The following is a 21,724-nucleotide window of genomic DNA, read 5'->3' as shown; positions in this document are numbered from 1 at the left end:
CGCCCCCGCCGGGGGATCAGCGGCCCCGTTCTGCCCGGGGCTGCTTCGGCTCCGGCTTGTTCGTGGTCGGTTTCGGTGCGCTGCGTGCGGCCTCGGCGCGCAGCAGGGCGCGCAGGACCGCGTACGGGTCGGTGGGCATGGCTGTGTTCCTTGCGTCGTACTGAGTGACCTTGCCGGGGAGCGGGGTCTGTCAGCAGCGCAGGACCACGGTGCGCAGGGCCGGGAGGGCGTGCGGCGGCCGGGGCGGGGCCTGGCGGGGGCGGCCGGCCGGGGTGGCAGGTGCCGGGGCCGGGAGAGGTGCGGGGCGCAGGACCGCGACGGCAGGACGGACCGCTTCGGCAGGCGGCCGCAGGGCCGCGTCCAGGGCGTCGTACCCGACGGTCTCCGCGGCCGCGACCGGCGTCGCGTGCACCTCGGCGTGGGCGCCCGGCACCAGCAGGGCGAGCAGCAGGACGAGTGTCCGCAGCCAGGCGTGGCCGCGGGGGAGGTGTCGTGCGGTGCTCACGGGAGGTCCTCTGCCCACGGCACACCAGGTGTTCGGCACGGCGGAGCCGAGATCCGCCCGTACGGGTTACACCGTGCGCGGCACTTGCCCGGCCCGGCCCGGATGGGGATCGCCGCGATGGTCTCCACGACGCCGACCGCGACCAGCCGGATGCCGCCGACAAGGGTGAGGACGGCGACCGGCTCGAAGGGGGAGCCGTTCAGGGCGATGCCGGCCGATGAACGTCACGATCCAGAGGAAGGCCGGTACGCGCGGGTCGGCCGGCGCCTATGACCCCGCGGTCTTCGCGGCCTTGGCCGCCGCCTTCATCTCCTGCTTGTGCGCCCTGACCTTGGTCAGGGACTCGGGTCCGGTGATGTCGGCGACGGAGCGGAAGGACTTCGCCTCGCCGTACGGGCCCGCCGCCTCCCGCCAGCCCGTGGGCCGTACGCCCAGCTGCTTGCCGAGCAGCGCCAGGAAGATCTGCGCCTTCTGCTTGCCGAATCCCGGCAGGTCCTGCAGCCGCTTCAGCAGCTCCCGGCCGTCCTCGACGCCCTTCCAGACCAGCTCGGCGTTCCCGTCGTAGTGCTCGACGAGATACTGGCACAGCTGCTGGATGCGCTTGGCCATGGAGCCCGGGTAGCGGTGCACGGCCGGCTTCCCGGACAGCAGTGCGGCGAACGCCTCCGGGTCCAGTACGGCGATCTCGTGCGCGTCCAGGTCGTCGGCACCGAGCCGGTCGGCGATGGTGCGCGGCCCCTTGAACGCCCACTCCATCGGGACCTGCTGGTCAAGCAGCATCCCGACGAGCGCGGCGAGCGGGGAGCGCCCGAGGAGCCCGTCGGCCTCGGGGTCCTGGGCGAGGTGAAGGGTGACGTCCATGACCCCGATCATGCCTCGGTGTGTCTCAGACCTCCACGTGAGCGCTGGGCAGGGCGGCGCCGAAGTAGCCCTTGGCGCCGCGGACGGTGATGCCGGAGGCCTTGCCGCACACGTTGACCGAGCCGCTGAGGACGGGGCCGGCCGCCGAGCCGCGGGCGATCCACAGGCAGCCGTCGCTGTTCTCGGTCGGGGCGCCGACGATCGTCTCCGGCTTTCCGTCCTTGTTGAGGTCGGCGAGGTGGACGGCGGCGCCGAACTGGTCGCCGGTCTCGACGGCACCGGGGATGCCCGCCGTGTCCTGGGTGTATCCGGCGGCCTTGGCCGTGGTCAGGCCGGACGCGGAGCCGCGCAGGAGTACGGCGGTGCCGGCTGCCTGGTGTGAGCCGACCGCCTCGCCGGGGGAGCCGACCAGGACATCGGCGTACCCGTCGGCGTTCACGTCGCCGACGCTGATCGACTGGCCGAACATGTCGCCGTTCTCCGCGGTGCCGGGAACGCCCGCCGTGTCCTGGTGGTAGACCTTGGGCTTCTGGGCCGCGGTGATGCCCTGTGCGCTGCCGTAGAGGACCTGGATCTCGCCGCCGCGGTGGGCCCAGCCGGCCGGGCCGCCGGACATGGAGTCGTCGGTGGAGATGCCGGTGACGAGGTCGCCGTAGCCGTCGCCGTTGATGTCGCCGATGATGCCGGTGTGGCCGTCGGCGTAGGGCAGGTCGATGGGCTTGTTGCCGATACCGCCGTCGGCGAGGGGCGGGCCGGTGTCGAGGTCCACCGGGCCGCGGAGGTCGCCGTCGGTCGGCCCGGCCAGCCAGAACCGCTCCGCCCTGCCGTCGCCGTTCACGTCGCCCATCACCACGCCACGGGTTTCGCCCAGGCGCCACTCCCGGTAGTCGGAGGCGGCCTGGCCGTTGCGCTTGAACGGCCCGGTGTAGGAGGCTCCGTCGCAGCGGGAGCCGATGCTGAGTTCGGGGGCCCCGTCGCCGTTCATGTCTCCGGTGGCCAGGGACATGCCGAAGCCGCAGGAGATCATGCCGTCGCCGTAACCGGCGGGCGGGGAGATGCTGGTGCCGCCCGCCAGCCCGCTCGGGCCGCCCCACACCACGGTCACGGAGCCCCGGCCGGCCGCGCTGCCGACGCCCTCGTCGGGCGCGCCGACGATCAGGTCCGCGTAGCCGTCCCGGTCCAGGTCGGCGCTGGTGACCGTCGTGCCGAAGCGGTCCCACGCCTCGGGGTCGCCGGGAATCCCGGAGGTCGCCTGGGTGATGACCGTCCGCCGGGTCGCGCTCACCGACGACTTCGACCCGTACAGCACGACGACCGAACCGGCCGCCTCCACGCTCCCGTTGGCCGCCTCCGGGGCCCCGACCGCCAGGTCCCGGTACCCGTCGCCGTTGAAGTCGTCCTGGACGGCCGCGGTGTTGGCGCCCTTGTAGGGGGTGGCGGCGAAGGACGTCAGCGGGGTGAGCGGAACGGCGGCGACAGCGGTGAGCACGGCGCTCACGATGACTGTTCTGCGCAAGGGGACTCCTTGAACTGCTGCAACGGATGCCTCACCTGACACATCAGAGGGGCGAAAGGTTGTACGAGCGGGCCGTATTTCCCGGCCGTCCCCGTGCGTCGGCGTCTTCGCCCCTCGCGCAGCTTCGAGGCCGGTCCTGCGGTGCCCGGGAAGAGGGCCCAACTGGCCTTTCCGCACCGGAAGGTAGCCTTCCCCGGGTGACTCCCGAGGATCTCGTCGCCCACTACGGTCTGGAACCGATCCCGCGCGAGGGCGGCCTGTTCCGCCGTACCTGGGAGGGCCCCGAGCGGGCCGACGGCCGGCCGGAGGGCTCCGCGATCGTCGCCCTGCTGACCGTGGAGGACTACTCCGCCCTGCACCGCCTGCCCACCGACGAGGTCTGGCACTTCTACCTGGGCGACCCGCTGGAACTCCTGCTCCTCGCCCCGGACGGCACGGCCGGGACGGTGGTGCTCGGGCCCGACGTGCTGGGCGGCCAGCAGCCGCAGACGACCGTGCCGGCCGGCACCTGGATGGGCGGGCGGGTCGTCGAGGGCGGGGCGTGGACGTTCTTCGGCTGCACGATGGCGCCCGGGTTCACCTACGAGGGCTACGAGCACGGGGACGCGGAGTACCTGACGGCGCGGTATCCGGCCGAGGCCGACCGGATTGCGCGACTGTGCCGTCCATGAGGTTGCTCGAAGGACAGGTCGCCCTGGTCACGGGCGCGGGCGGCGGCATCGGCCGGGGTATCGCGCTGCGGTTCGCCGAGGAGGGCGCGGCGGTCGCCCTGCACTGCCGTACGGCGGTGGAGACGGCGCGGGGAGTGGCCGCACGCATCGAGGAACTGGGCCGGCGGGCCGTCGTGGTGCAGGGAGACCTCACCGACGAGGACGTGTGCCGGCGGGTGGTGCACGAGGCGGCCGAGTGGGGCGGCGGCCTCACCGCGCTCGTCAACAACGCCGGTGTGCAGCCGACCCGGGAGCTGCCCGGGATGACGGCGGCCCAGTGGCGGGAGGTCATGGACGCCAACCTGTTCAGTGTTTTCGCCTGCACACAGGCGGCCGCGAACGTCATGCGGGAGTGGGGTGCCGGTGGATCCGTGACCCACATCGCCTCGATCGAGGCGCGGCAGCCGGCACCGCTGCACGCCCACTACAGCTCCGCCAAGGCGGCCGTCGTGACGCACGCCCGGTCGGCGGCCCAGGAGTACGGGCCCCACGGCATCCGCGTCAACACCGTCTCGCCCGGCCTGATCGACCGGGAGGGGCTGGACCGCGACTGGCCGGAGGGGGTCCGGCGGTGGCAGGGGGCGGCGCCCCTGGGCCGGCTCGGGCGGCCGGAGGACGTGGGGGACGCGTGCGTGTTCCTGGCCTCGCGGCTCGCCTCCTGGGTGACGGGACACGACCTGGTGGTGGACGGAGGCGTCCTGGCCCGGCCGTCGTGGTGACGGCCCGGTGAGCACACGCCCGCCGGCATCCGTACCTATCGGGACGGTGGTGAGTCGGACGACGGAGACATGCGTGGAGTGTGAGGGTGCACACGGCGGACGGCGAGCGCGTGTCGAGTTCCGCGGGGTCCGCGGACGCCGCGGAGTCCAAGGGCTGGTGCTGCTGGGCGCCGTGCTGGTCCTGCTCGTCCTCGGCGCGGCGGGCCCCGCGTCGGCCCACGCGGCCCTCAGGTCCACCGACCCCCGGGACGGCACCGTCCTCAAGTCGGCCCCCCGTCACATCACCCTGACCTTCACCGAATCCGTCAGCCTGCTCGACGACTCCTTCCGCGTCCTGGACCCCGACAACCAGCGCGTGCGCACCGGCGAGGCGCAGCACGCGCCGGGCAGCTCCGACACCGCGCGGGTGAGCCTGCCGGGGAAGCTCGCCCAGGGCACGTACGTCGTGGCCTGGCGGGTGGTGTCGGCGGACAGCCATCCGGTGGGCGGGGCGTTCACCTTCTCCGTCGGCAAAGCATCCGCGACCGTCGCCCCGGCCGGCACCGGCCCGGTCGAGAACCCGGCGACCGCCGGCCTGTACAACATCGCCCGCTACCTGGCCTACCTCGCGGTGGCTCTGGTCCTCGGTACGGCGGCCTTCGTGGCCCTGTGCCGCCCCACGGACCGCGGCCCGCTCCGCAGGCCCCTGGTGGCGGGCTGGTGGACCCTGCTGGGGGCCACCCTGGCGCTGCTGGTGCTGCGCGCCCCGTACGAGACCGGCACGGGCCCGGCGACCGCCTTCGACGCCTCGGCCTTCACCCGCACCCTCACGGGCCGCCCGGGCCTCGCCCTGCTGGCCCGGATCGCCCTGCTGCTGATCGCCGCCGTGGTCGCCCCGCGACTGCGCGCACGCGCGGCCCGGCCGCGCCCGCTGCTGGCCGGCGGTGCCCTCTTCGCCGTGGCTCTCGCCCTCACCTGGGCCGCCGCCGAGCACGCCTCCGCGGGCATCCAGGTGCCGGTGGCGATGGCGTCCACGGTGCTGCACCTGCTGGCGATGGCCGTCTGGCTGGGCGGTCTCACGGCCCTGCTGATCTCGCTCCACCGCACGGAGGTCCCCGCGGCCGCCGTGGCCCGCTTCTCCCGCCTCGCCTTCGCGTCCGTGACCGTCCTGGCCGTCACCGGCCTCTACCAGTCCTGGCGGGGCCTCGGTTCGTGGGACGCGCTCACCGGGACCACGTACGGGCGTCTGCTGGTCGCCAAGCTGGCCGCGGTGGCGCTGCTGCTGGTGGCCGCCGGGGTCTCGCGGCGGTGGACGGCGCGGCTGGTCGCTTCCGGGGCGGAGACGGTCGTACGGGAACGGGTGTCCGAACGGGTGCCGGAACGGGTCGGCGGGCCGGCGGCGGCCGCGCCCGAGGAACCGGCCCTTCCCGCGGCCGGGGGTTCGAGCCGCCGCGGCCTTCGCCGCTCCGTCCTGGCCGAGGTCGCCGTCGGCGTCGTGGTGCTGGTGATCACGACGGTCCTCGGCGGCACGCTGCCGGGCCGCGCGGCGGCCGAGGCGGGGCAGGCGTCCGTGACGGCCGGCGGGCTGCCCGTCGCGTCGGTCACGACGGTCCCCTTCGACCTCGGCACCCCGGGTGCGCACGGCACGGTGCAGATCACCCTGGACGCGGGCCGGGTCGGCGACAACACCGTGCAGGCGGTGGTCTTCGGCCCCGACGGCGGCATCGTCTCCGTCCCCGAACTCCGGCTCTCCTTCACCCTCCCGGCCCAGAAGATCGGCCCGCTCGACGCCAAGCTGACCGATCAGGGCGGCTACTGGGGGACGAACTCGGTCACACTCCCCATAGCGGGAACCTGGACCATGAAAGTAACGATCCGGACATCCGAGATCGACCAGGTCAGCGGGACGAAGCCGGTCCGGATCGTCGGCTAGCGCCGCGAGCAGAACCGACATTCCTGCTATTTTCGGGCGGCATCGTTCGACCTCTCGGACGGAAACGATCAGAACGTGTCGGTCACATTTCCACAAAGGTGCCTTGCGGCTCTTGACGCATGACCGGACAAACGGCTGATATAAGCGCCACGATGTTCGGTCGAGTTGATTTCTGGTCGGTTTCGACTTTTTTTCGACATGGCCTAGTTGTGGCCGAACCCCTGCCGTCAGGAGCCGTACATGGACGTCCCGCCCTCGGGTCTTTCTCTCCCCTCCCCCAGCCGCCGCGGTCTGCTGCGCGGTGTGGGTGGCGCCGCCCTGCTCGCGGGGGCCGGCATACCGCTGCTGAGCGCCTGCGGCAGCAGTGGGTCCTCGTCGGATCCCAAGACCGTCAGCCTCGGCTCCAACTCCTCGGACGCGGTGCCGAAGAAGGCGTTCGCCCAGATCTATGAGGCGTTCACCAAGCAGTCCGGCATCAAGGTCGACGTCAACACCAAGGACCACAACACCTTCCAGGAGCAGATCAACTCGTATCTGCAGGGCACGCCGGACGACGTTTTCACCTGGTTCGCCGGGTACCGCATGCAGTTCTTCGCCGCGAAGAAGCTCGCGAGCCCGATCGACGACGTGTGGACGAAGATCGGGGGCGACTTCCCCGACGCGATGAAGCAGTTGAGCAAGGGCGAGGACGGCAAGTACTACTTCGTGCCGCTGTACACGTACCCGTGGGCGGTCTTCTACCGCAAGAGCGTCTTCACGCAGCACGGCTACAAGGTCCCCACCACCTGGGACCAACTGGTGTCGCTGTGCAAGCAGATGAAGAAGGACGGCCTGGTCCCGATCGCGTTCGGTGACAAGGACGCCTGGCCCGCGATGGGCACCTTCGACCAGATCAACTTCCGCCTCAACGGCTACGACTTCCACAAGTCCCTGATGGCGGGCAAGGAGTCGTGGACCGACGCGAAGGTCAAGGCCGTCTTCGACCACTGGGCGGAGCTGCTGCCCTACCACCAGGACGGCTTCATGGGCCGCACCTGGCAGGACGCGGCCCAGGGTCTGGTGGCCAAGAAGTCGGGCATGTACGTGCTGGGCAGCTTCGTGGCGCAGCAGTTCACCAACAAGGCCGACGCGGACGACCTCGACTTCTTCCCCTTCCCGGAGATCAACTCCGCGTACGGGCAGGACACCGTGGAGGCGCCGACCGACGGCTTCATGGTCTCCAAGGCCCCGAAGAACAAGACGGGCGTCACCAAGCTGCTGGAGTACCTGGGCACCCCGGAGGCCGAGGCGATCTACCTCAAGTCCGACCCGAGCGTGGTGGCCGCCTCCAGCAAGGCCGACACCTCCTCCTACAGTGCGCTGCAGAAGAAGGCGTACACGATGATCAGTGAGGCCAAGAGCCTCACCCAGTTCATGGACCGCGACTCGCGGCCCGACTTCACCTCCACGGTGATGCAGCCCTCGCTGCAGAAGTTCCTGCAGAACCCCAAGGGCGTCGACAGTCTGCTGGCGTCGATCGAACGCCAGAAGAAGACGATCTTCGCCTCCGCATGAGCTCCGAGACCTCCACGAAGACCCCGGAGGCGGCCGCCGTGCCGCCTTCGGGGCCTGCCCCTGTCAACAAGCGGGTCCCGCGAGGCCACAAGCGCCTGCTGACCCGCCGTGACCGCATCACGCTCGCCTTCATGGCGGGCGTGCCGACGGTCCTGCACGTGGCCCTCGTCTGGGTCACCGCCCTCGCCTCCATCGCGCTGGCCTTCACCACCTGGGACGGCATCGGCCTCGGTTCGATCAAGTGGGTGGGGCTGGACAACTTCCACCAGCTGTTCACCGACAACCCGCAGTTCTGGCCGGCGGTCCAGCACAACATCATCTGGTTCGTCGTGCTGATCCTGGTCCCGACGCCGTTCGGGCTCTTCCTGGCCGTGCAGCTGGACAAGAAGATCCGCTTCAGCCGCGTCTACCAGACCGCGTTCTTCCTGCCGGTCGTCGTGTCGCTGGCGGTGACCGGATTCGTCTGGCAGCTGGTCTACAACCCGGACACGGGCCTGATCAACAGCCTCATCGGAGCCAACAAGCCGGGCCACTACATCGACTGGATCGGCGACCCGCACCTCAACCTGTGGGCCGTGCTGATCGCCGCGTCCTGGCGGCACGCCGGCTACATGATGATCCTCTACCTGGCCGGCCTCAAGGGCGTCGACCCGTCCCTGCGCGAGGCCTCCTCGCTGGACGGCGCCAACGAGTGGCAGACGTTCAAGAACGTCATCTTCCCCACCCTGCGGCCCACCAACACCGTCGTGCTGGTCGTCACCATCATCGAGGCGCTGCGCGCCTTCGACCTGGTCTTCGTCTTCAACAAGGGCGCCCAGGGCACCGAGTTGCTGTCGATCCTGATCACCAACAACATCATCGGCGAATCCAGCCGCATCGGTTACGGCTCCGCGATCGCCGTCGTCCTGCTGGTCATCTCCCTCGCGGTCATCATCCCGTACCTGATCGCGACCTTCCGGAAGGAGCGGCGCGCATGAGCACCAACGCCGCCGCGCTCGGCAAGCAGCGCACCCCCCTCCGCCCGGCCCGCGTCCTGCTGCACGTGTTCCTCGTCGGCACCTCACTGGCCTGGCTCGCCCCGCTTCTGTGGGCGGTGATCGCGGCGCTGCGCCCGTACTCGGAGACCAGCAACAAGGGCTACGTCTCCTGGCCGGACAAGCTCAGCCTGGACAACTTCAAGAACGCGTTCGAGCAGTCGGACATGATGCACTACTTCGGCAACACGCTGATCATCGCGGTCCCGGCCGTGCTCATCACGCTGCTGCTGTCGTCGATGGTCGCGTTCTACGTCAGCCGCTTCGACTTCCGGCTCAACATCTTCCTGCTGCTGGTCTTCACGGCCGGCAACCTGCTGCCGCAGCAGGTCATCATCACCCCGCTGTACCGCCTGTACCTGCTCATCGACCTGCCCGGCATCACCATGAGCGGCAAGCTGTACGACTCCGCGCTCGGCCTGGTCCTCATCCACGTGGCGTTCCAGTCCGGCTTCTGCGCCTTCGTGCTGAGCAACTACATGCGGATGCTGCCGCACGAGCTGACGGAGGCCGCCCTCGTCGACGGCGCGTCGGTGTGGCGCATGTACTGGCAGATCGTGCTGCCGCTGTGCAAGCCGGCGATGGCGGCCCTGGGGACGTTGCTGTCCATCTGGATCTACAACGACTTCTTCTGGGCCATCGTGCTGATCTCCACCGGCGAGAACATGCCGATCACCTCCGCCCTGAACAACCTCTCCGGTCAGTACTTCACCGACCCCAACCTGGTCGCCGCCGGCGCCCTGCTCACCGCGATCCCGACACTGATCGTGTACTTCGTGCTGCAACGGCAGTTCGTCAGCGGACTGACCCTCGGCGCCAACAAGGGCTGAGGCCCTTCCTCCGAAAGAGAACGACCGTGCCCCACCCCTTCACGCCCGTCGCCTCCGTGCCCGTGGACGCGCGCACCGCCCGCGTCCACGAGGAGGGCTGGCAGTCCTGGAGCCCCAGCGGCGCCTACGCACTCGGTGAGAAGCCGTACCGCCCGACCAACGACAACTGGGCGACGGTCTGTTACCGCCCGGGCGTCACCGTCCCCGAAGGCACCTTCCAGGGCGAGGGGCTGCTGGCGCTCGACCCGGGCGACGGCTCACCGGTCCGCCTGTGGGCCGCCGTGGATCCCGCCAGTGAGGTCCCGTCCGTCCGGCTGACCGTAGAGGACGGCCGGGCGGAGGTCAGCGCCGACGGTCCGGTGAAGGAGTGGACCGGCACGGACATCCAGTCCCTGCTGGCGAGTTGGGCCGAGAGCCTCGAAGTGGCGCCCCCGCGCCCGGCACCCACCGTCTGGTGCTCCTGGTACGAGTACTTCACGGCCGTCACCGAGGACGACATCCACGAGAACCTCCGTGCGATGGACACCCTCGACCTGCCCATCGACGTCGTCCAGATCGACGACGGCTACCAGAAGGCCCTCGGCGACTGGCTCACCCTCTCCGGCCGCTTCCGCTCCCGCGAGGGCATCGCGGACGCCATCCGCGCCCGCGGTCGCAGGGCCGGCATCTGGACGGCCCCCTTCCTCGTCGACCCGGCGAGCGACCTGGCCACCGAGCACCCCGACTGGCTGGTCCACGACCGCGACGGCGGCTTCACCCACGCCGGCCGCAACTGGGGCCACGACCTGCGCGTCCTCGACACCACGCACCCTCAGGCGGCGGCCTACCTCACGCAGGTGTTCCGCACCTTCCGGTCCGAGGGCTACGACTACTTCAAGGTCGACTTCCTGTACGCGGGCGCGCTGGAGGGCGTACGGCACTCGTCGGCCGACCCGCTGACGGCCTACCGGGAAGGCATCTCGCTCATCCGGGAGGCCATCGGCCCGGACGCCTACCTGCTGGGCTGCGGGGCGCCCTTGCTGGCGTCCGCCGGCCTCTTCGACGCGATGCGCGTCAGCCCCGACACGGCCCCGCACCGCCGTCCCGAGGCCGACGACTACAGCCAGCCAGGGCAGGACCCGGCCGAGTTCACCGGCGTCGGCCGCCAGTGGCAGCACGGCCGCCTCTGGGTCAACGACCCCGACTGCCTGATGGCCCGCCCGGCCGTGGAGACCCGCGAGCGCTGGGCGGCCCACGTCGAGGCGACCGGCGGCCTGATGGCGTCCAGCGACCGCCTGCTGTCGCTGGACGAGTGGGGCGTGCGGACCACCCGTCGCCTGCTCTCGGGAGCGGGCCGATGACCCGCTCGCTGAACGTGCCGGGCATCGCCTACGGAGGCGACTACAACCCCGAGCAGTGGCCCGAGGAGGTCTGGGCCGAGGACATGCGGCTGATGCGCGAGGCCGGGGTCACCATGGTCAGCGTCAACATCTTCTCCTGGGCGCTGCTGGAACCCTCCGAGGGCACGTACGACTTCTCGCGCCTGGACCGCATCCTCGACCTGCTGCACGCCCACGGCATCGCCGCCGACCTGGCGACCCCGACGGCGGCCCCGCCGGCCTGGTTCTTCGTCCAGCACCCGGAGGCGCTGCCGGTCGACAGGGACGGCCGCCGGCTGTCGTACGGCAGCCGCCAGACGTTCTGCCCGAGCAGCCCGGCCTACCGGGAGGCGGCGCTGCGGATCGCCGGCGAACTGGGGAGGCGCTACGCCGGCCATCCCGCGGTGGTGATGTGGCACATCCACAACGAGTACGGCTGCCACAACGCGGAGTGCTACTGCGACACGAGCGCGCAGGCCTTCCGCGGCTGGCTCCAGGACAGGTACGCGAGCCTGGACGCGCTCAACGACGCCTGGGGCACCACCTTCTGGAGCCAGTGGTACTACGACTGGGACCAGATCCTGCCCCCGCGCGCGACGGGCGCGGTCCCCAACCCCGCCCAGCAGCTCGACTGGCGCCGCTTCTGCAGCGACGAACTGCTCTCCCTGTACGAGGCGGAGCGTGACGCCCTGCGCGAGGCGTCCCCGGCGGGCAAGGACATCCCGGCCACCACCAACTTCATGGTGATGCACAACTTCGACGCCCTCGACTACTGGCGTTGGGCCCCGCAGCTGGACATCGTCTCCAACGACCACTACCTGCTGTCCGCCGACCCCGAGTCGCAGGTCGACATCGCGCTCAGCGGCGACCTGATGCGCTCCCTCGCGGGCGGCCCGTGGCTGCTGATGGAGCACTCCACCGGCGCGGTCAACTGGCAGCCTGTCAACCGGGCCAAGACGGCGGGCGAGTTGCGCCGCAACGCCCTCGGCCATGTGGCGCGCGGCGCCGACGGCATCGCCTACTTCCAGTGGCGGGCGGCGAAGGCGGGCGCCGAGCAGTGGCACTCGGCGATGCTCCCGCACGCCGGCACCGACAGCCAGATCTGGCGGGACGTGGTCCGACTGGGCGCGGATCTGCGGGCGTTGGCCGAGGTGCGCGGCAGCACGACGCCGGCCGAGGTGGCGGTGGTCTGGGACTGGGACGCCCGCTGGGCCCTGGAGCTGCCCTCGCAGCCGAGCGGCGAGCTGCGCTACCAGGACCTGGTCAGGGCCTGGTACGACCCCCTGTGGCGCGCCGGAGTCGCGGTGGACTTCGTACGCCCGGACGCGGACCTGTCGCCGTACCGCCTGGTCCTGGCCCCCACCCTCTACCTGATCGACGACGAGGGCGCGGCCAACCTCACGGCCTTCGCCGAACGCGGCGGCACCCTGGCGGTCGGCTTCCACAGCGGGATGGTCGACGCGAACTGCCATGTACGGCTGGGCGGTTACCCGGGCGCCTTCCGGGAGGCCCTGGGCGTGCGGACCGACGAGCTCTTCCCGCTCCTGCCGGGGGAGACGCTGCGGTTGAGCGAGGGCGGTACGGCGGTCCTGTGGTCGGAGCGGGTGCGGCTGGAGGGCGCGGAGGCGGTGACCTCGTTCGCGGACGGACCGCTCGACGGTGTGCCCGCGGTGACGCGCAACTCGCATGGCACGGGAACCACTTGGTACCTGGCCACGCTGCCGGACCCGGACACCCTCGCCGGGCTCCTCGGCCGGATCCGCGGCGAGGCGGGAGTCGCGGCCGTGCGCACGGCTCCCGAGGGAGTGGAGGTCGCGGTACGGCGGGGCTCCGAGGCCGACTACCTCTTCCTGATCAACCACGGCGGACGGGACGCGGAGGTCTCCGTGGCGCCGGAGGCGGTCGAACTCCTCACCCGGAAGCCGCTCGCCGGATCGGTGAGCGTCCCGGCGGGCGAGGTCGCGGTCGTACGAGAGCCGCGCGGGAAGTGAAACAGGACCTGCCGGGCGAACCGGGCGGGCCGGTCAGTAGACCGGCTCGCCGACGCCCAGCAGGTTTCCCTCGCTGTCCCTGAACCAGGCACCGCGCTCACCCCGGGCGCCCTTGCTCGGGTAGTTCCCCTCGACCTCGGCGATGCTGTCCCGGGTGTGGAGCCCGGGCACGTCGACGTCCTCGAACACCACGCCGCGCTGCTTGAGCTGCGCCACCAGCGTCTCCAGGCCGTCGACCGTCCACGCCATCTGCGTGAAGGTGCCGGACGAGGCTCCCGTCGACTTGAACAGGACGAACTCCGTGTCCCCGCACCGGTACAGCAACCCGCCGGGCCGTTCGTCCACGGGTTGCAGACCCAGCTTCTCGGAGTAGAAGCGCCGGGCCCGCTCCAGGTCCTGCGCGGGAAGGCGGGTCACCGCCCGTCCCCGGGCCAGAATTCCGCTGTCGCTTTCGCTCATGCCTCCACTGTGCACCCGCTGACTCCGTCACCCACGCCGACACCCGTATGGCGCACCGGATAACCCGATATGCGTAACACAAGGTGACGTTTCGACTTTTCCGGGCATAGTGCTCTCACCGCTTCCGCGACCTGCCTCCAGCGGGATCACTCCACGCACCGAGGAAAGCGCTGACGATGACCAGTTCGACTGTGGGCCCCCGTGCGATCCGGTGTCTCCGTACCCTGCCGTCCGTCGCAGCCGCCGTCCTGTCCCTGGTGGCCGCGCTCCTCCTCGGCAACGCGACACAGGCGGCCGCCGCACCGGTGAAGCCGGTGATCAACGGACCCGTTTTCAACGACCCGCTGGGCACACCGGCGCAGCAGAAGGCGATCTTCACCCAGCTCGTCCAGCTGATCGACGCCACGCCCGCCGGGGCGCAGATCCGCGGCTCGATGTACGAGTTCAACGACCAGGAGGTCGCCAACGCCCTGCTCGCCGCCCACTCGCGCGGCGTCGACGTCAAAATCATCGTCGACGACTCGAGCTATGTGGGAGGCGACGGCGCCGAATACACCAACCCGGCCTACCAGTCACTCAGGAGCGGGCTCGGCACCAATGACGCCGCCCCCTCCTGGATCGTCGTCTGCGACGACAAGTTCGAGGACGCCGACCATGTGGACGACGTCAGCCGCGGCTGCCTGGCCGTAGCCCCTCCCGGACCGGCGTACGCCCACAACAAGTTCTTCCTTTTCTCGAAGATCGGCCCCTTCGACGACGGCACCAGCTATTCGAAGGTCGTCTTCCAGACCTCCTCGAACCTCGGCGACTGGTACAAGGTCGAGTCCTTCAACGACGCCGTCACCTTCACCGACACCGCGGTGTACAACAGCTACGCCACGTACCACGAGATGCTCCGCCAGGGACGCTCGCTGGCCCGCGGCAACAACCACGCCTACTTCTCCACACCCACCGGCTCGACCTACCGGGGCTTCTACTTCCCGCGTGGGGACGCGTCGTACTACAACCCGGCCACCGACACGATCGTCGGCGCGCTGAACCAGCTCAGCTGCGCCTACACCGGCGCGGACGGCAAGCGGCACCAGACCGACGTCCGCATCGTGGTCCACAGCTTCTTCGGCTCACGCGTCCAGGTCGCCGAGAAGCTGGCCCAACTGAAGGCCCAGGGCTGCTGGATCGACATCCTCTACGCCGAGACCGACTCCACGATCACCACCCGCCTGAACGCCGCCGGCATCCAGCACCGCAAGTGCCTGATCCCCAACGGCCCGGGCATCGACGTCCGTCCGCACAACAAGGAGATCCTGATCGACGGCGCCTACGACGGCGACATCACACCGCGCGTCTACACCGGCAGCGCCAACCTGACCGGCTCGTCCCTGCGCTCGGCCGACGAAACGGTCCTACGGATCACCAGCGCGTCCTACCACGCGAAATACCTGAGCACGTTCTACAAGATCCGGGCGGCTTGCGGGGGCTGACGCCTTACGAGGCCGAGTCGGTCACCATCACGTCATTCACCGTGCCGTCCTGGGCAGGACGGCACGATCCATCCTCAGGGGCGGAAGCTCGAATACGATGCCGTCCAGTGGGTTTCTGATGCGTCCGGCGTATACGCTCCGCCTCTACATCAACTCGTCTGAACGGAAGGTGTGGGGGGTGGATGTGCCGCTGCCCGGCACGGGGCCCGGCCTGCTGCGGGTTCAGTCTCCTGGGTACCTGATCAGGAGGGGTTGCCCCCAACACGCTTTCCAAATGTTCGTCCGGGGGGACAGGGGTGTGCGGGAGCGTTCTGACCTGCGGTGCGGTTATGGCGGGTGGGGCTCCTGAACGCTCCTGTACGGAGGTGAATGCAATCAGAACTGCAACCACGCCCCCTATTTGCCGCTCTCCGGGCCGTACCACTGGAGAGCCTGGCCGGTAACTGCCGCGATGCAGGCGAAGTCGTGGTCGCGGTGCAGGAGGGTGAGCCCTTGCAGCTCGGCCGTCGCGGCGACGACGAGATCCACCGCACCCGCACTGCGATGCTTTCCCTGTTTGGTGAGAACTTCCTGGACCTGCCAGGCGCGGTCATAGGCGCGGTCGTCGACGGGAACCCAACCGAAGATCAGTCGCATGTCCTCGATGCCGCGCGCCCTGTCGGCGGCCGACCGGGCGCTGTAGAAGAACTCAAGCTCGGTGATCGGGCAGGTGGCGATGAGACCGGCGGCTGCCGCCTGGTCCCAGCCGTACTGCTCCGCGTCCTCGCGCATGAACCGAGCGAGCGCGCTGGTGTCGATCAGGAACTGGGCCGCGTTCACCGGCGGTAGTTCCCCTTGTTCTCGAACAGCTCCAGATCGAACGCGCCGTCCCCGGCCGCGGCCCGCAGCCGGGCGAGAGCCAGGGCGCGACGCCGGCTCTCCAGCACCTCACGAAGAGCGGTGTTGACTGTCTCCTTCTTGGTGCTCGTCCCGAGGGCTTTGGCCACGTCCGCAACCAGTTCGTCGTCCAGGTCGATAACCGTCCGACTCATGAGTCCTCCCTGATATCAAATGTGGGGTCGAGTATATCTCGCGAGGTGCCTGCGGGGTGGCGCACCCGGCACCGGCCTTGGCCGCCGAGTCCTACGTGGGCATCACGCCATGGATGCGGGAGAGAGTGAAGACGCGTTCCGCTTCGCGCAGGTGGCACCAGGCGTCGAGGTAGGGCGGGTCGAGTTCCAGGTCGCTGAGGGTGCGTACGGTCCGGCTGCCCGAGGTGGCGATGTACTCGACAGTGATGGCCGCACCGGTGTCGATGGCATGGGCGACCTGGCGGACGTCGCTGTACGACAGGTGCTTCGCGTATCCGGCGACGATCTCCTCGGTGTCCGTCGCGAAAGGCACCCCGCTGCCGAACGGGTCGGGTTTTGGTGCAGTCGGCGGGGCCTTGAGCAGCCGGTCGGCCAGGACGTCCATCCCGGCGCCGGTGGGCATGTCCGAGGTACGGATTGCGGTGGTCCGGGGCCCGCGCCGCCCGACGTTCCTTCGCGGGGGCGGGACGGCAGCGGCGGCCCGCTGTGGCAGGCGCTTTTCGATGCGTACCGTTCCCCCGGCGGTCTCGGCGACCGGGGCGTAGCCCGCAGCACGGAGCGCGGTGAGAGCCGTCGCGGGTGGGCTGCCGCTGACCAGGACCGTCGGGGCGAGCTGCCGCAGGGCGAGCTTGGACAGTGCGCGGTGGGCGGCGAGTTCGGCCAGGAGCGCGGGTTCGTCGCCGTGGATGACACAGGCCGCGGGGGCGATGCGCACCCGTCCGTGACCTCGTGCGGTGTCGGCGATGAGATAGGTCAGCGGCTGTGGCAGGGCCGTGGCGGAGCCGGCTGCCAGGTCGGCTGTGATGTCGTCCGGGGTGCGGCCGGCGTCCAGGGCCCGGCGGATACTGCCGGCACTGAAGCGCCATACCGATGCCGTGCCACTGGTCTCCCGGTCGGCCATCGAATCCAGCAGCGCTGCGAGTCGCGAGGACGGGGTGCCGGTGACGACGGCGGTGAGGTCGGCGCCGATCCGGGCGGTCGTGGTCGCGGGGGGCAGCAGCCGCCGGGCCGTGATGTCGAGTTCCTCGTCGGCGTGGGCCGCCAGGTGGGCACCGAGCGGGGACAGCGCACCCCGTGCCAGCACGCCCAGCAGTTCGCCTTCGCGGATCACGGTGCTGAACGGTGCCGTGTCCTGGGGCGAGGCGTCGTCGGCGAGCGGACGGTGCCAGGCCACGAGCGGCCCCAGCTCCGAAGCGACCTTCACACCCTGTCCTGCCGGGAGCCCCGCTGCCGCGGTGAGCAGCCCGTTGCGGGCCTGCAGACAGCCGCCGCAGTCGGGCGCACCGGCGAGCGCGGGAACCGCCTTGTTGTCTTCGTCGCGCGCCCGGGTGGGGGTGAGCGGCAGGTCCCGCCATGCCCGGAGGAGTACGGCGAGTTGTTCTGCGGGCTCCTGCTCGGCCCAGGCGTCGTACGCCTCGGTGGGAGCTACGCGATCGCCGTCGCGGGCCAGCAGTCCGGCGGCGTACGCGGTCTCCAGAGCGATGCGTACGACGGCGTCGTCCGCCTGGGCGGCCTTGCCGAGCCGGGCCAGTTCACGCGCGCCGATCCCGCCCGACTTCAGCCGGGTCGGTGGAGCGGTCGCGCATGCCGAAAGGACGGAGGCGGCATGGGCCGCGAACGTGGTGGCGGCCACCGCGGCCTCCCGTTCCACCTCCGAGGAGGTGAGGGGCACCAACTGTGTGACGGGCGGCAGAGGTTCGAACGGAGCGTGCCAATCGGGGCCCCGGAGAGCCAAGGCCACCTCGACCGGCATCCGGACGGGCCCGTACCGGTGACGGTCCTGGAGCAGAAGCCCGCGGTCGAGTGCCCATCGGGCGCCTGGTTGGAGGTCGCGGCCAGGAGCCCCGAACACGACGAACAGTGACTGACGCGGCGTGGACCTGGCGCTCTGCTCAAGCAACTTCCGTGTGGCCGCAGGTGCCCCCGCCACCAACGCGGCGACCTGTTCCGCGTCACTGTGATGCTCCACCAGAGCCGCGAGCCGCTGCTGCTTGGTGCCGGGTGGCTTGATACCCAGGACCGCCAGCATGCCGCGCAGTTCCTCCGAGGTGGTGCCGGCCAGCAGCTCTTCCAGCGGAGCGTCAAGTCCCAGGGGCGTGCTCCACGCCTGCCGCAAGGGCGTAGGCATGCGGAGTGCCTCGTTGCCGTCGTGCCACACGAGCGCCAGATCCGACAGCGCCTCCAGGGTCGCGTCCAGCGCGTGTATGGCCGCAGGGGACGTCGCGCCGAGCAACTCCGCGAGGCTGTCCCGGGTCGCTCGGGCCCCCAGGGCGGCCAGCGCCTCGGCGGCCTGCAAGCACGGCAGCGTGAGTTGTGGCAGGACGAGTGCCACGGACCCCGGACGTTGGAGACGGTCCGCCAGTTCCCCCACCGAGCGCGGTTCCGGAGAGGAGGCTGCGTCGTTCCGCATGGCGAGTACGCGTGCCAGGCGGGAACCGTCGAGTTCGCTCAGCCAAGTCGCAAGCGTCGATCGGGACTTCATGAGGTGCACCTCGACAGACAGGGAACGTCACAGGCGCGCCGAAGCCGCTTCGGCGCCAAGGCCAAGGATGGCGCAGTTCCATGATCTTCGGATGCCGTACGAAGGCAGAGTCCGGGGCACCTCCCCGCCGCGGTCCCAGCCCGATGAGACGAGCCGGCGGAGTAGCAGATCCGGCTACCCGCTCGCCGAAATGCCCTTAATAGGGGTATGTAAATGCAACCAGCGCACGGCGAAGATCCGAGCCGCGATTGCGGCTCGGATCTTCGTTTCGCCTGTTCAGGCGGCTGCGGAGGATACGAGATTCGAACTCGTGAGGGGTTGCCCCCAACACGCTTTCCAAATGTTCGTCTGGGGGTCCAGGGAAGATCAGGAGCGTTCTGACCTGCGGCGGAGCGGAGCTGAAGGCAGGTGCTGGACGCTGCTGAACGGGGGTGAATGCAACCAGAACCGCAACCGGGGGACCGCTTGTCGAGCCGGAGGGTTCCTGCCGCGCTGCCGACCCCGACCGTCGGCCCTGGTCCTTCCTCAAGTGGCGCGACCGGTCATGATCCGCGGACTGGCCGGTCAAGTGGACGGCCAATCCCGCGGGGCGTTCATGCGTGGTGGACCAGGCTCAATGACTGGGTCGAGGCATCGGCGACGCTGAGGAGTGGGGTTTCTCGGTCTTCGGGCTGTTCTTCTCCGCGAGTCGGTTCAGTCCAGTGCGGCTCGTACTGCGGCGAGGATGGCTGTCTCGTCGGCGCCGGTCGCGCGGGCGGAGGCGACGTATCCGTGAGCCAGTCGGGTGAGTCGAGCGGCGTCGGGGTGAGCGGCCCTGGGTACGGCGGCGACCCGGGTGCCTGCTCCACGTTTGGTGCGGATGAGGGCCGCGGCCTCCAGCTCCTTGTAGGCGCGGGCCACGGTACCGGTGGCCAGGCCGAGGTCGGCGGCGAGCTGGCGGACGGTGGGGAGCCGTTCGCCCTCCGGGAGGTGGCCGCCGCCGATGAGCGCGGCAAGTTGGGTCCGTATCTGCTCGTACGGAGGGACCGGGCTGGTCGTGTCCACACGTACGGTCGGGCGGGTCATGGCTGGCTCCGGGGGACGGAGAGCGGGGCGGTAAGGACGAACAGGGACCACATGGCCGTGCAGCCGGCCGTCGCCGCGACCGGCAGCAGGATCCAGCCGACGGCGTGGGGCGCGGGTCCGAGGCAGGAAAGCGAGCGCAGTGCACCTGATGCGAAGAACGCTGCGCCGGCGAGCGGAGCGGAAACCAATAGTCCCCATGCGGCCGTCACCGCGAGCGCCCGGTCTCGGCGCTGTTTTTCGTCGAGGGCGAGCAGCGCCGGGTCCCCGTCGGGGGCTGGGCGCCGCGTGATGCGGTACAGGGCGTAGCCGCAGGCGGCGCTGCCGACCCCGAGGGCGCCAAGGATCGGGGCGCTGTAGAAGAGGCCGGGCCAGGGACCGTGTGACTCGGTCAGTCCGCCGCAGGCCGCGCTGAGTGAGCGGCTCGCCCGGCCCATGTCGTCCGCGGACGCGGTGAGCGCGGCGGCCGTGAGCAGGGTGATGAGCGCAGCGGCCTGGGTGGCCAGAAGTATGGCGAAGCGGATCGGGAGGAAGTCGCGGATACGGCGCGGAGTGAGGCCCGCCTGGCGTACTGGGCCCTGCCGCTTGGGCATCAGGGCGTCTGCGGCCAGGATGCCCACCACGGTGCAGATGCCGAAGACCGGGATGGCGTGGAGGATTCCGAGCCCCAGGCGGTCGCTCTGGGCGATCCCCCAGGCAAGCGCGGCGCCGAGCGCGAGACCGCCCCACCGGGCGAACAGAGCGGCGCGAGCGCGGCGATACGGGCCGGGCAAGGCGGTGTCGAGCATGGGGGTCCCCCGTCGTGACGCTTGTATCAATTGTCGAGTACAAGATGGCGGCCAGTGCATCTTGTGTCAAGTTAGTGATACAAGCTGCTGGATTGACGGTGGGAGTGCCGGTGGGGCGATCGGGGGCATTGGGGTGGTTGGGCCGATACCGCTCAGCATGCCCACTGCGCCCTCCTGGTCGTCCTCGGTAAGGCGGTACGACGCACATCCCCATCGACGGGGCTGAGATCGCCAAGGCTTCGCGCATTGGGGAAGGGGGCGTCGAGCCGTACGTGATCGAGGAGGTCCGGAGCCGCTCGTCGCTGCAGGGGACTGACTGAGGACGGCTGACTGAGACGGGTGGCGATGAACGGCCGAACGATGGGGCCCTTCGATGCGCCCTCTCTTGAAAGGGCTGGGGCGAGCCCTGGTGGCGCACGTCGCGCAGCTCGGGATTGCCGCCGCCTCTTCATGTACATCTGCTACATTGATGACATGAGTGAACCGGTGGTCGAATCCATGGCCGATGTCCGCAGCCACCTCGCTGACGTCATCGATCGCGCTCGTCGGGAAGAAACCCCGACGATCATCACTCGGCGGGGCAAGCAGGAAGCCGTCGTGATCGACATCCAGGAATACCAGCGCCTGCGTGAGATCGCGGAGAACGCCGAAGAGGCGTGGCTCAACCAGCTGGCCGACGAAGCCGAGTCCGAGGGTACGGAGGGGTCGGTCTCGCTCGAAGAGATGGCCGCCTTGCTGCGCTCTCATCAGGGCTGACCCCATGGGGTACGTCACGCGGTTCACGCCGCACGCACAGCGGGACATGCTCAAGATCCCGCGCCCGGACGCCCTGCGCATTCTGCACCGCCTCACCGAACTCCAGAAGGCGATGGATGCGGGAGACGCCACTTCACTCGACATCAAGGCCCTCCAAGGGCACAGCGCCCGCCGGCGACTCAGGGTCGGCGACTACCGCGTCGTCTACACCGTCGAGGACGGTCAGCTGATCGTATGGGTCCTGGCCGTCGGCAACCGTCGCGACATCTACCGCCAAGTTCCGTAGGTCCCCGCAGTGCGGATTGTTGCCGGCTGTCCGCCGGGAAATACGGGAGTGTGCGCCTGCCTGTTTGTCGAGATATCCCGAATGTCGCCTATAAGCGCAACCAAAACTGCAACCGACGCACACCGAGGAGCCGGACCGCAATGAGCGGTCCGGCTCCTCGTTTCGCCTGGTCAGGCGGCTGCGGAGGATACGAGATTCGAACTCGTGAGGGGTTGCCCCCAACACGCTTTCCAAATGTTCGTCTGGGCGTCCAGCGAGGAACGGGAACGTTCTGACCTGCGGTGGAGCGGGTTCCGGCGGGGGTTTCGGACGCCGCCGGACGGGGGTGAATGAGACCAAAACTGAGACCG

At 70.1% G+C, this 21,724-nt stretch carries 21 protein-coding genes; 11 read left to right on the top strand and 10 right to left on the bottom strand.

All coding sequences use genetic code 11. The annotated features are described in order from the left end of the window. Positions 1 to 16 precede the first annotated feature (16 nt). From OOK07_RS20730 to OOK07_RS20715, 4 genes are all read right to left on the bottom strand, one after another. Positions 17 to 139, bottom strand: a complete 123-nt coding sequence (locus OOK07_RS20730; RefSeq protein ID WP_266682307.1) for a hypothetical protein — start codon at positions 137 to 139, stop codon at positions 17 to 19. A gap of 51 nt (positions 140 to 190) precedes the next feature. After that, a complete protein-coding gene (locus OOK07_RS20725) occupies positions 191 to 505 on the bottom strand; it encodes a hypothetical protein (protein ID WP_266682306.1) in 315 nt (104 codons plus the stop codon). A gap of 267 nt (positions 506 to 772) precedes the next feature. Next, a complete protein-coding gene (locus OOK07_RS20720) occupies positions 773 to 1,366 on the bottom strand; it encodes an HhH-GPD-type base excision DNA repair protein (protein ID WP_266682305.1) in 594 nt (197 codons plus the stop codon). 25 nt (positions 1,367 to 1,391) lie between these two features. Next, the gene (locus OOK07_RS20715) at positions 1,392 to 2,882 is read right to left on the bottom strand and encodes an FG-GAP-like repeat-containing protein (RefSeq protein ID WP_266797896.1); all 1,491 of its coding nucleotides are present in this window, start codon (positions 2,880 to 2,882) and stop codon (positions 1,392 to 1,394) included. A 197-nt stretch (positions 2,883 to 3,079) separates the two neighbouring features. On the opposite strand from OOK07_RS20715, the gene OOK07_RS20710 reads away from it, so the two are divergent. The 8 genes from OOK07_RS20710 (at position 3,080) to OOK07_RS20675 (ending at position 12,990) form a co-directional block, all read left to right on the top strand. Next, the gene (locus tag OOK07_RS20710) at positions 3,080 to 3,553 is read left to right on the top strand and encodes a cupin domain-containing protein (protein WP_266797894.1); all 474 of its coding nucleotides are present in this window, start codon (positions 3,080 to 3,082) and stop codon (positions 3,551 to 3,553) included. After that, complete coding sequence (locus OOK07_RS20705; protein WP_266682302.1) at positions 3,550 to 4,311, top strand: SDR family NAD(P)-dependent oxidoreductase; 762 nt, start codon at positions 3,550 to 3,552, stop codon at positions 4,309 to 4,311. The genes OOK07_RS20710 and OOK07_RS20705 overlap by 4 nt, the downstream gene beginning before the upstream one ends. 157 nt (positions 4,312 to 4,468) lie before the next feature. Next, positions 4,469 to 6,223, top strand: a complete 1,755-nt coding sequence (locus tag OOK07_RS20700; protein WP_266683639.1) for a copper resistance CopC/CopD family protein — start codon at positions 4,469 to 4,471, stop codon at positions 6,221 to 6,223. 240 nt (positions 6,224 to 6,463) lie between these two features. Continuing rightward, positions 6,464 to 7,777 (top strand): ABC transporter substrate-binding protein, encoded by a 1,314-nt coding sequence (locus tag OOK07_RS20695; protein WP_266682301.1) that lies wholly within the window; start codon positions 6,464 to 6,466, stop codon positions 7,775 to 7,777. Beyond that, on the top strand, positions 7,774 to 8,754 hold the full coding sequence (locus OOK07_RS20690) for a carbohydrate ABC transporter permease (protein ID WP_266682300.1): 981 nt from the start codon (positions 7,774 to 7,776) through the stop codon (positions 8,752 to 8,754). The genes OOK07_RS20695 and OOK07_RS20690 overlap by 4 nt, the downstream gene beginning before the upstream one ends. After that, positions 8,751 to 9,641, top strand: a complete 891-nt coding sequence (locus OOK07_RS20685) for a carbohydrate ABC transporter permease (protein WP_266797892.1) — start codon at positions 8,751 to 8,753, stop codon at positions 9,639 to 9,641. The genes OOK07_RS20690 and OOK07_RS20685 overlap by 4 nt, the downstream gene beginning before the upstream one ends. Positions 9,642 to 9,667: 26 nt before the next feature. Continuing rightward, positions 9,668 to 10,981: a glycoside hydrolase family 36 protein gene (locus OOK07_RS20680; protein ID WP_266797890.1), complete on the top strand. Its 1,314-nt coding sequence runs from the start codon at positions 9,668 to 9,670 to the stop codon at positions 10,979 to 10,981. Beyond that, on the top strand, positions 10,978 to 12,990 hold the full coding sequence (locus OOK07_RS20675) for a beta-galactosidase (protein WP_266797888.1): 2,013 nt from the start codon (positions 10,978 to 10,980) through the stop codon (positions 12,988 to 12,990). Before OOK07_RS20680 ends, OOK07_RS20675 begins: the two co-directional genes overlap by 4 nt. A gap of 33 nt (positions 12,991 to 13,023) precedes the next feature. Here the strand turns inward: OOK07_RS20675 and OOK07_RS20670 are convergent, their stop codons facing one another. Beyond that, positions 13,024 to 13,449 carry a VOC family protein gene (locus OOK07_RS20670; protein WP_266682296.1) on the bottom strand — a complete coding sequence of 142 codons (426 nt, stop codon included), beginning with the start codon at positions 13,447 to 13,449 and terminating at the stop codon, positions 13,024 to 13,026. Between the two features lie 176 nt (positions 13,450 to 13,625). Here OOK07_RS20670 and OOK07_RS20665 point away from each other — a divergent pair, with 176 nt between their 5' ends. Then, positions 13,626 to 14,930 carry a phospholipase D-like domain-containing protein gene (locus tag OOK07_RS20665; RefSeq protein WP_266682295.1) on the top strand — a complete coding sequence of 435 codons (1,305 nt, stop codon included), beginning with the start codon at positions 13,626 to 13,628 and terminating at the stop codon, positions 14,928 to 14,930. A 396-nt stretch (positions 14,931 to 15,326) separates the two neighbouring features. Here OOK07_RS20665 and OOK07_RS20660 read toward each other — a convergent pair whose 3' ends face one another. The 5 genes from OOK07_RS20660 to OOK07_RS20640 form a co-directional block, all read right to left on the bottom strand. Next, the gene (locus OOK07_RS20660) at positions 15,327 to 15,749 is read right to left on the bottom strand and encodes a PIN domain nuclease (protein ID WP_266682294.1); all 423 of its coding nucleotides are present in this window, start codon (positions 15,747 to 15,749) and stop codon (positions 15,327 to 15,329) included. Further along, positions 15,746 to 15,961: a type II toxin-antitoxin system VapB family antitoxin gene (locus OOK07_RS20655; RefSeq protein WP_143643565.1), complete on the bottom strand. Its 216-nt coding sequence runs from the start codon at positions 15,959 to 15,961 to the stop codon at positions 15,746 to 15,748. Before OOK07_RS20655 ends, OOK07_RS20660 begins: the two co-directional genes overlap by 4 nt. Before the next feature lie 91 nt (positions 15,962 to 16,052). Then, positions 16,053 to 18,482 carry a helicase-associated domain-containing protein gene (locus OOK07_RS20650; protein WP_266797886.1) on the bottom strand — a complete coding sequence of 810 codons (2,430 nt, stop codon included), beginning with the start codon at positions 18,480 to 18,482 and terminating at the stop codon, positions 16,053 to 16,055. Between the two features lie 693 nt (positions 18,483 to 19,175). Continuing rightward, positions 19,176 to 19,547 (bottom strand): GntR family transcriptional regulator, encoded by a 372-nt coding sequence (locus tag OOK07_RS20645; RefSeq protein ID WP_266682292.1) that lies wholly within the window; start codon positions 19,545 to 19,547, stop codon positions 19,176 to 19,178. Next, on the bottom strand, positions 19,544 to 20,332 hold the full coding sequence (locus OOK07_RS20640) for a hypothetical protein (protein WP_266797885.1): 789 nt from the start codon (positions 20,330 to 20,332) through the stop codon (positions 19,544 to 19,546). Before OOK07_RS20640 ends, OOK07_RS20645 begins: the two co-directional genes overlap by 4 nt. Before the next feature lie 474 nt (positions 20,333 to 20,806). Between OOK07_RS20640 and OOK07_RS20635 the strand changes: the two genes are divergently transcribed. Both OOK07_RS20635 and OOK07_RS20630 read left to right on the top strand, forming a co-directional pair. After that, positions 20,807 to 21,088 carry a type II toxin-antitoxin system Phd/YefM family antitoxin gene (locus tag OOK07_RS20635; RefSeq protein WP_266797883.1) on the top strand — a complete coding sequence of 94 codons (282 nt, stop codon included), beginning with the start codon at positions 20,807 to 20,809 and terminating at the stop codon, positions 21,086 to 21,088. A gap of 4 nt (positions 21,089 to 21,092) precedes the next feature. Continuing rightward, on the top strand, positions 21,093 to 21,374 hold the full coding sequence (locus OOK07_RS20630; protein WP_266797881.1) for a type II toxin-antitoxin system RelE family toxin: 282 nt from the start codon (positions 21,093 to 21,095) through the stop codon (positions 21,372 to 21,374). Positions 21,375 to 21,724: the final 350 nt, after the last annotated feature.

This window comes from Streptomyces sp. NBC_00078 (assembly GCF_026343335.1).
In the GTDB taxonomy this organism is placed as follows: domain Bacteria; phylum Actinomycetota; class Actinomycetes; order Streptomycetales; family Streptomycetaceae; genus Streptomyces.
This window is presented reverse-complemented; position numbering and strand designations above follow the sequence as displayed.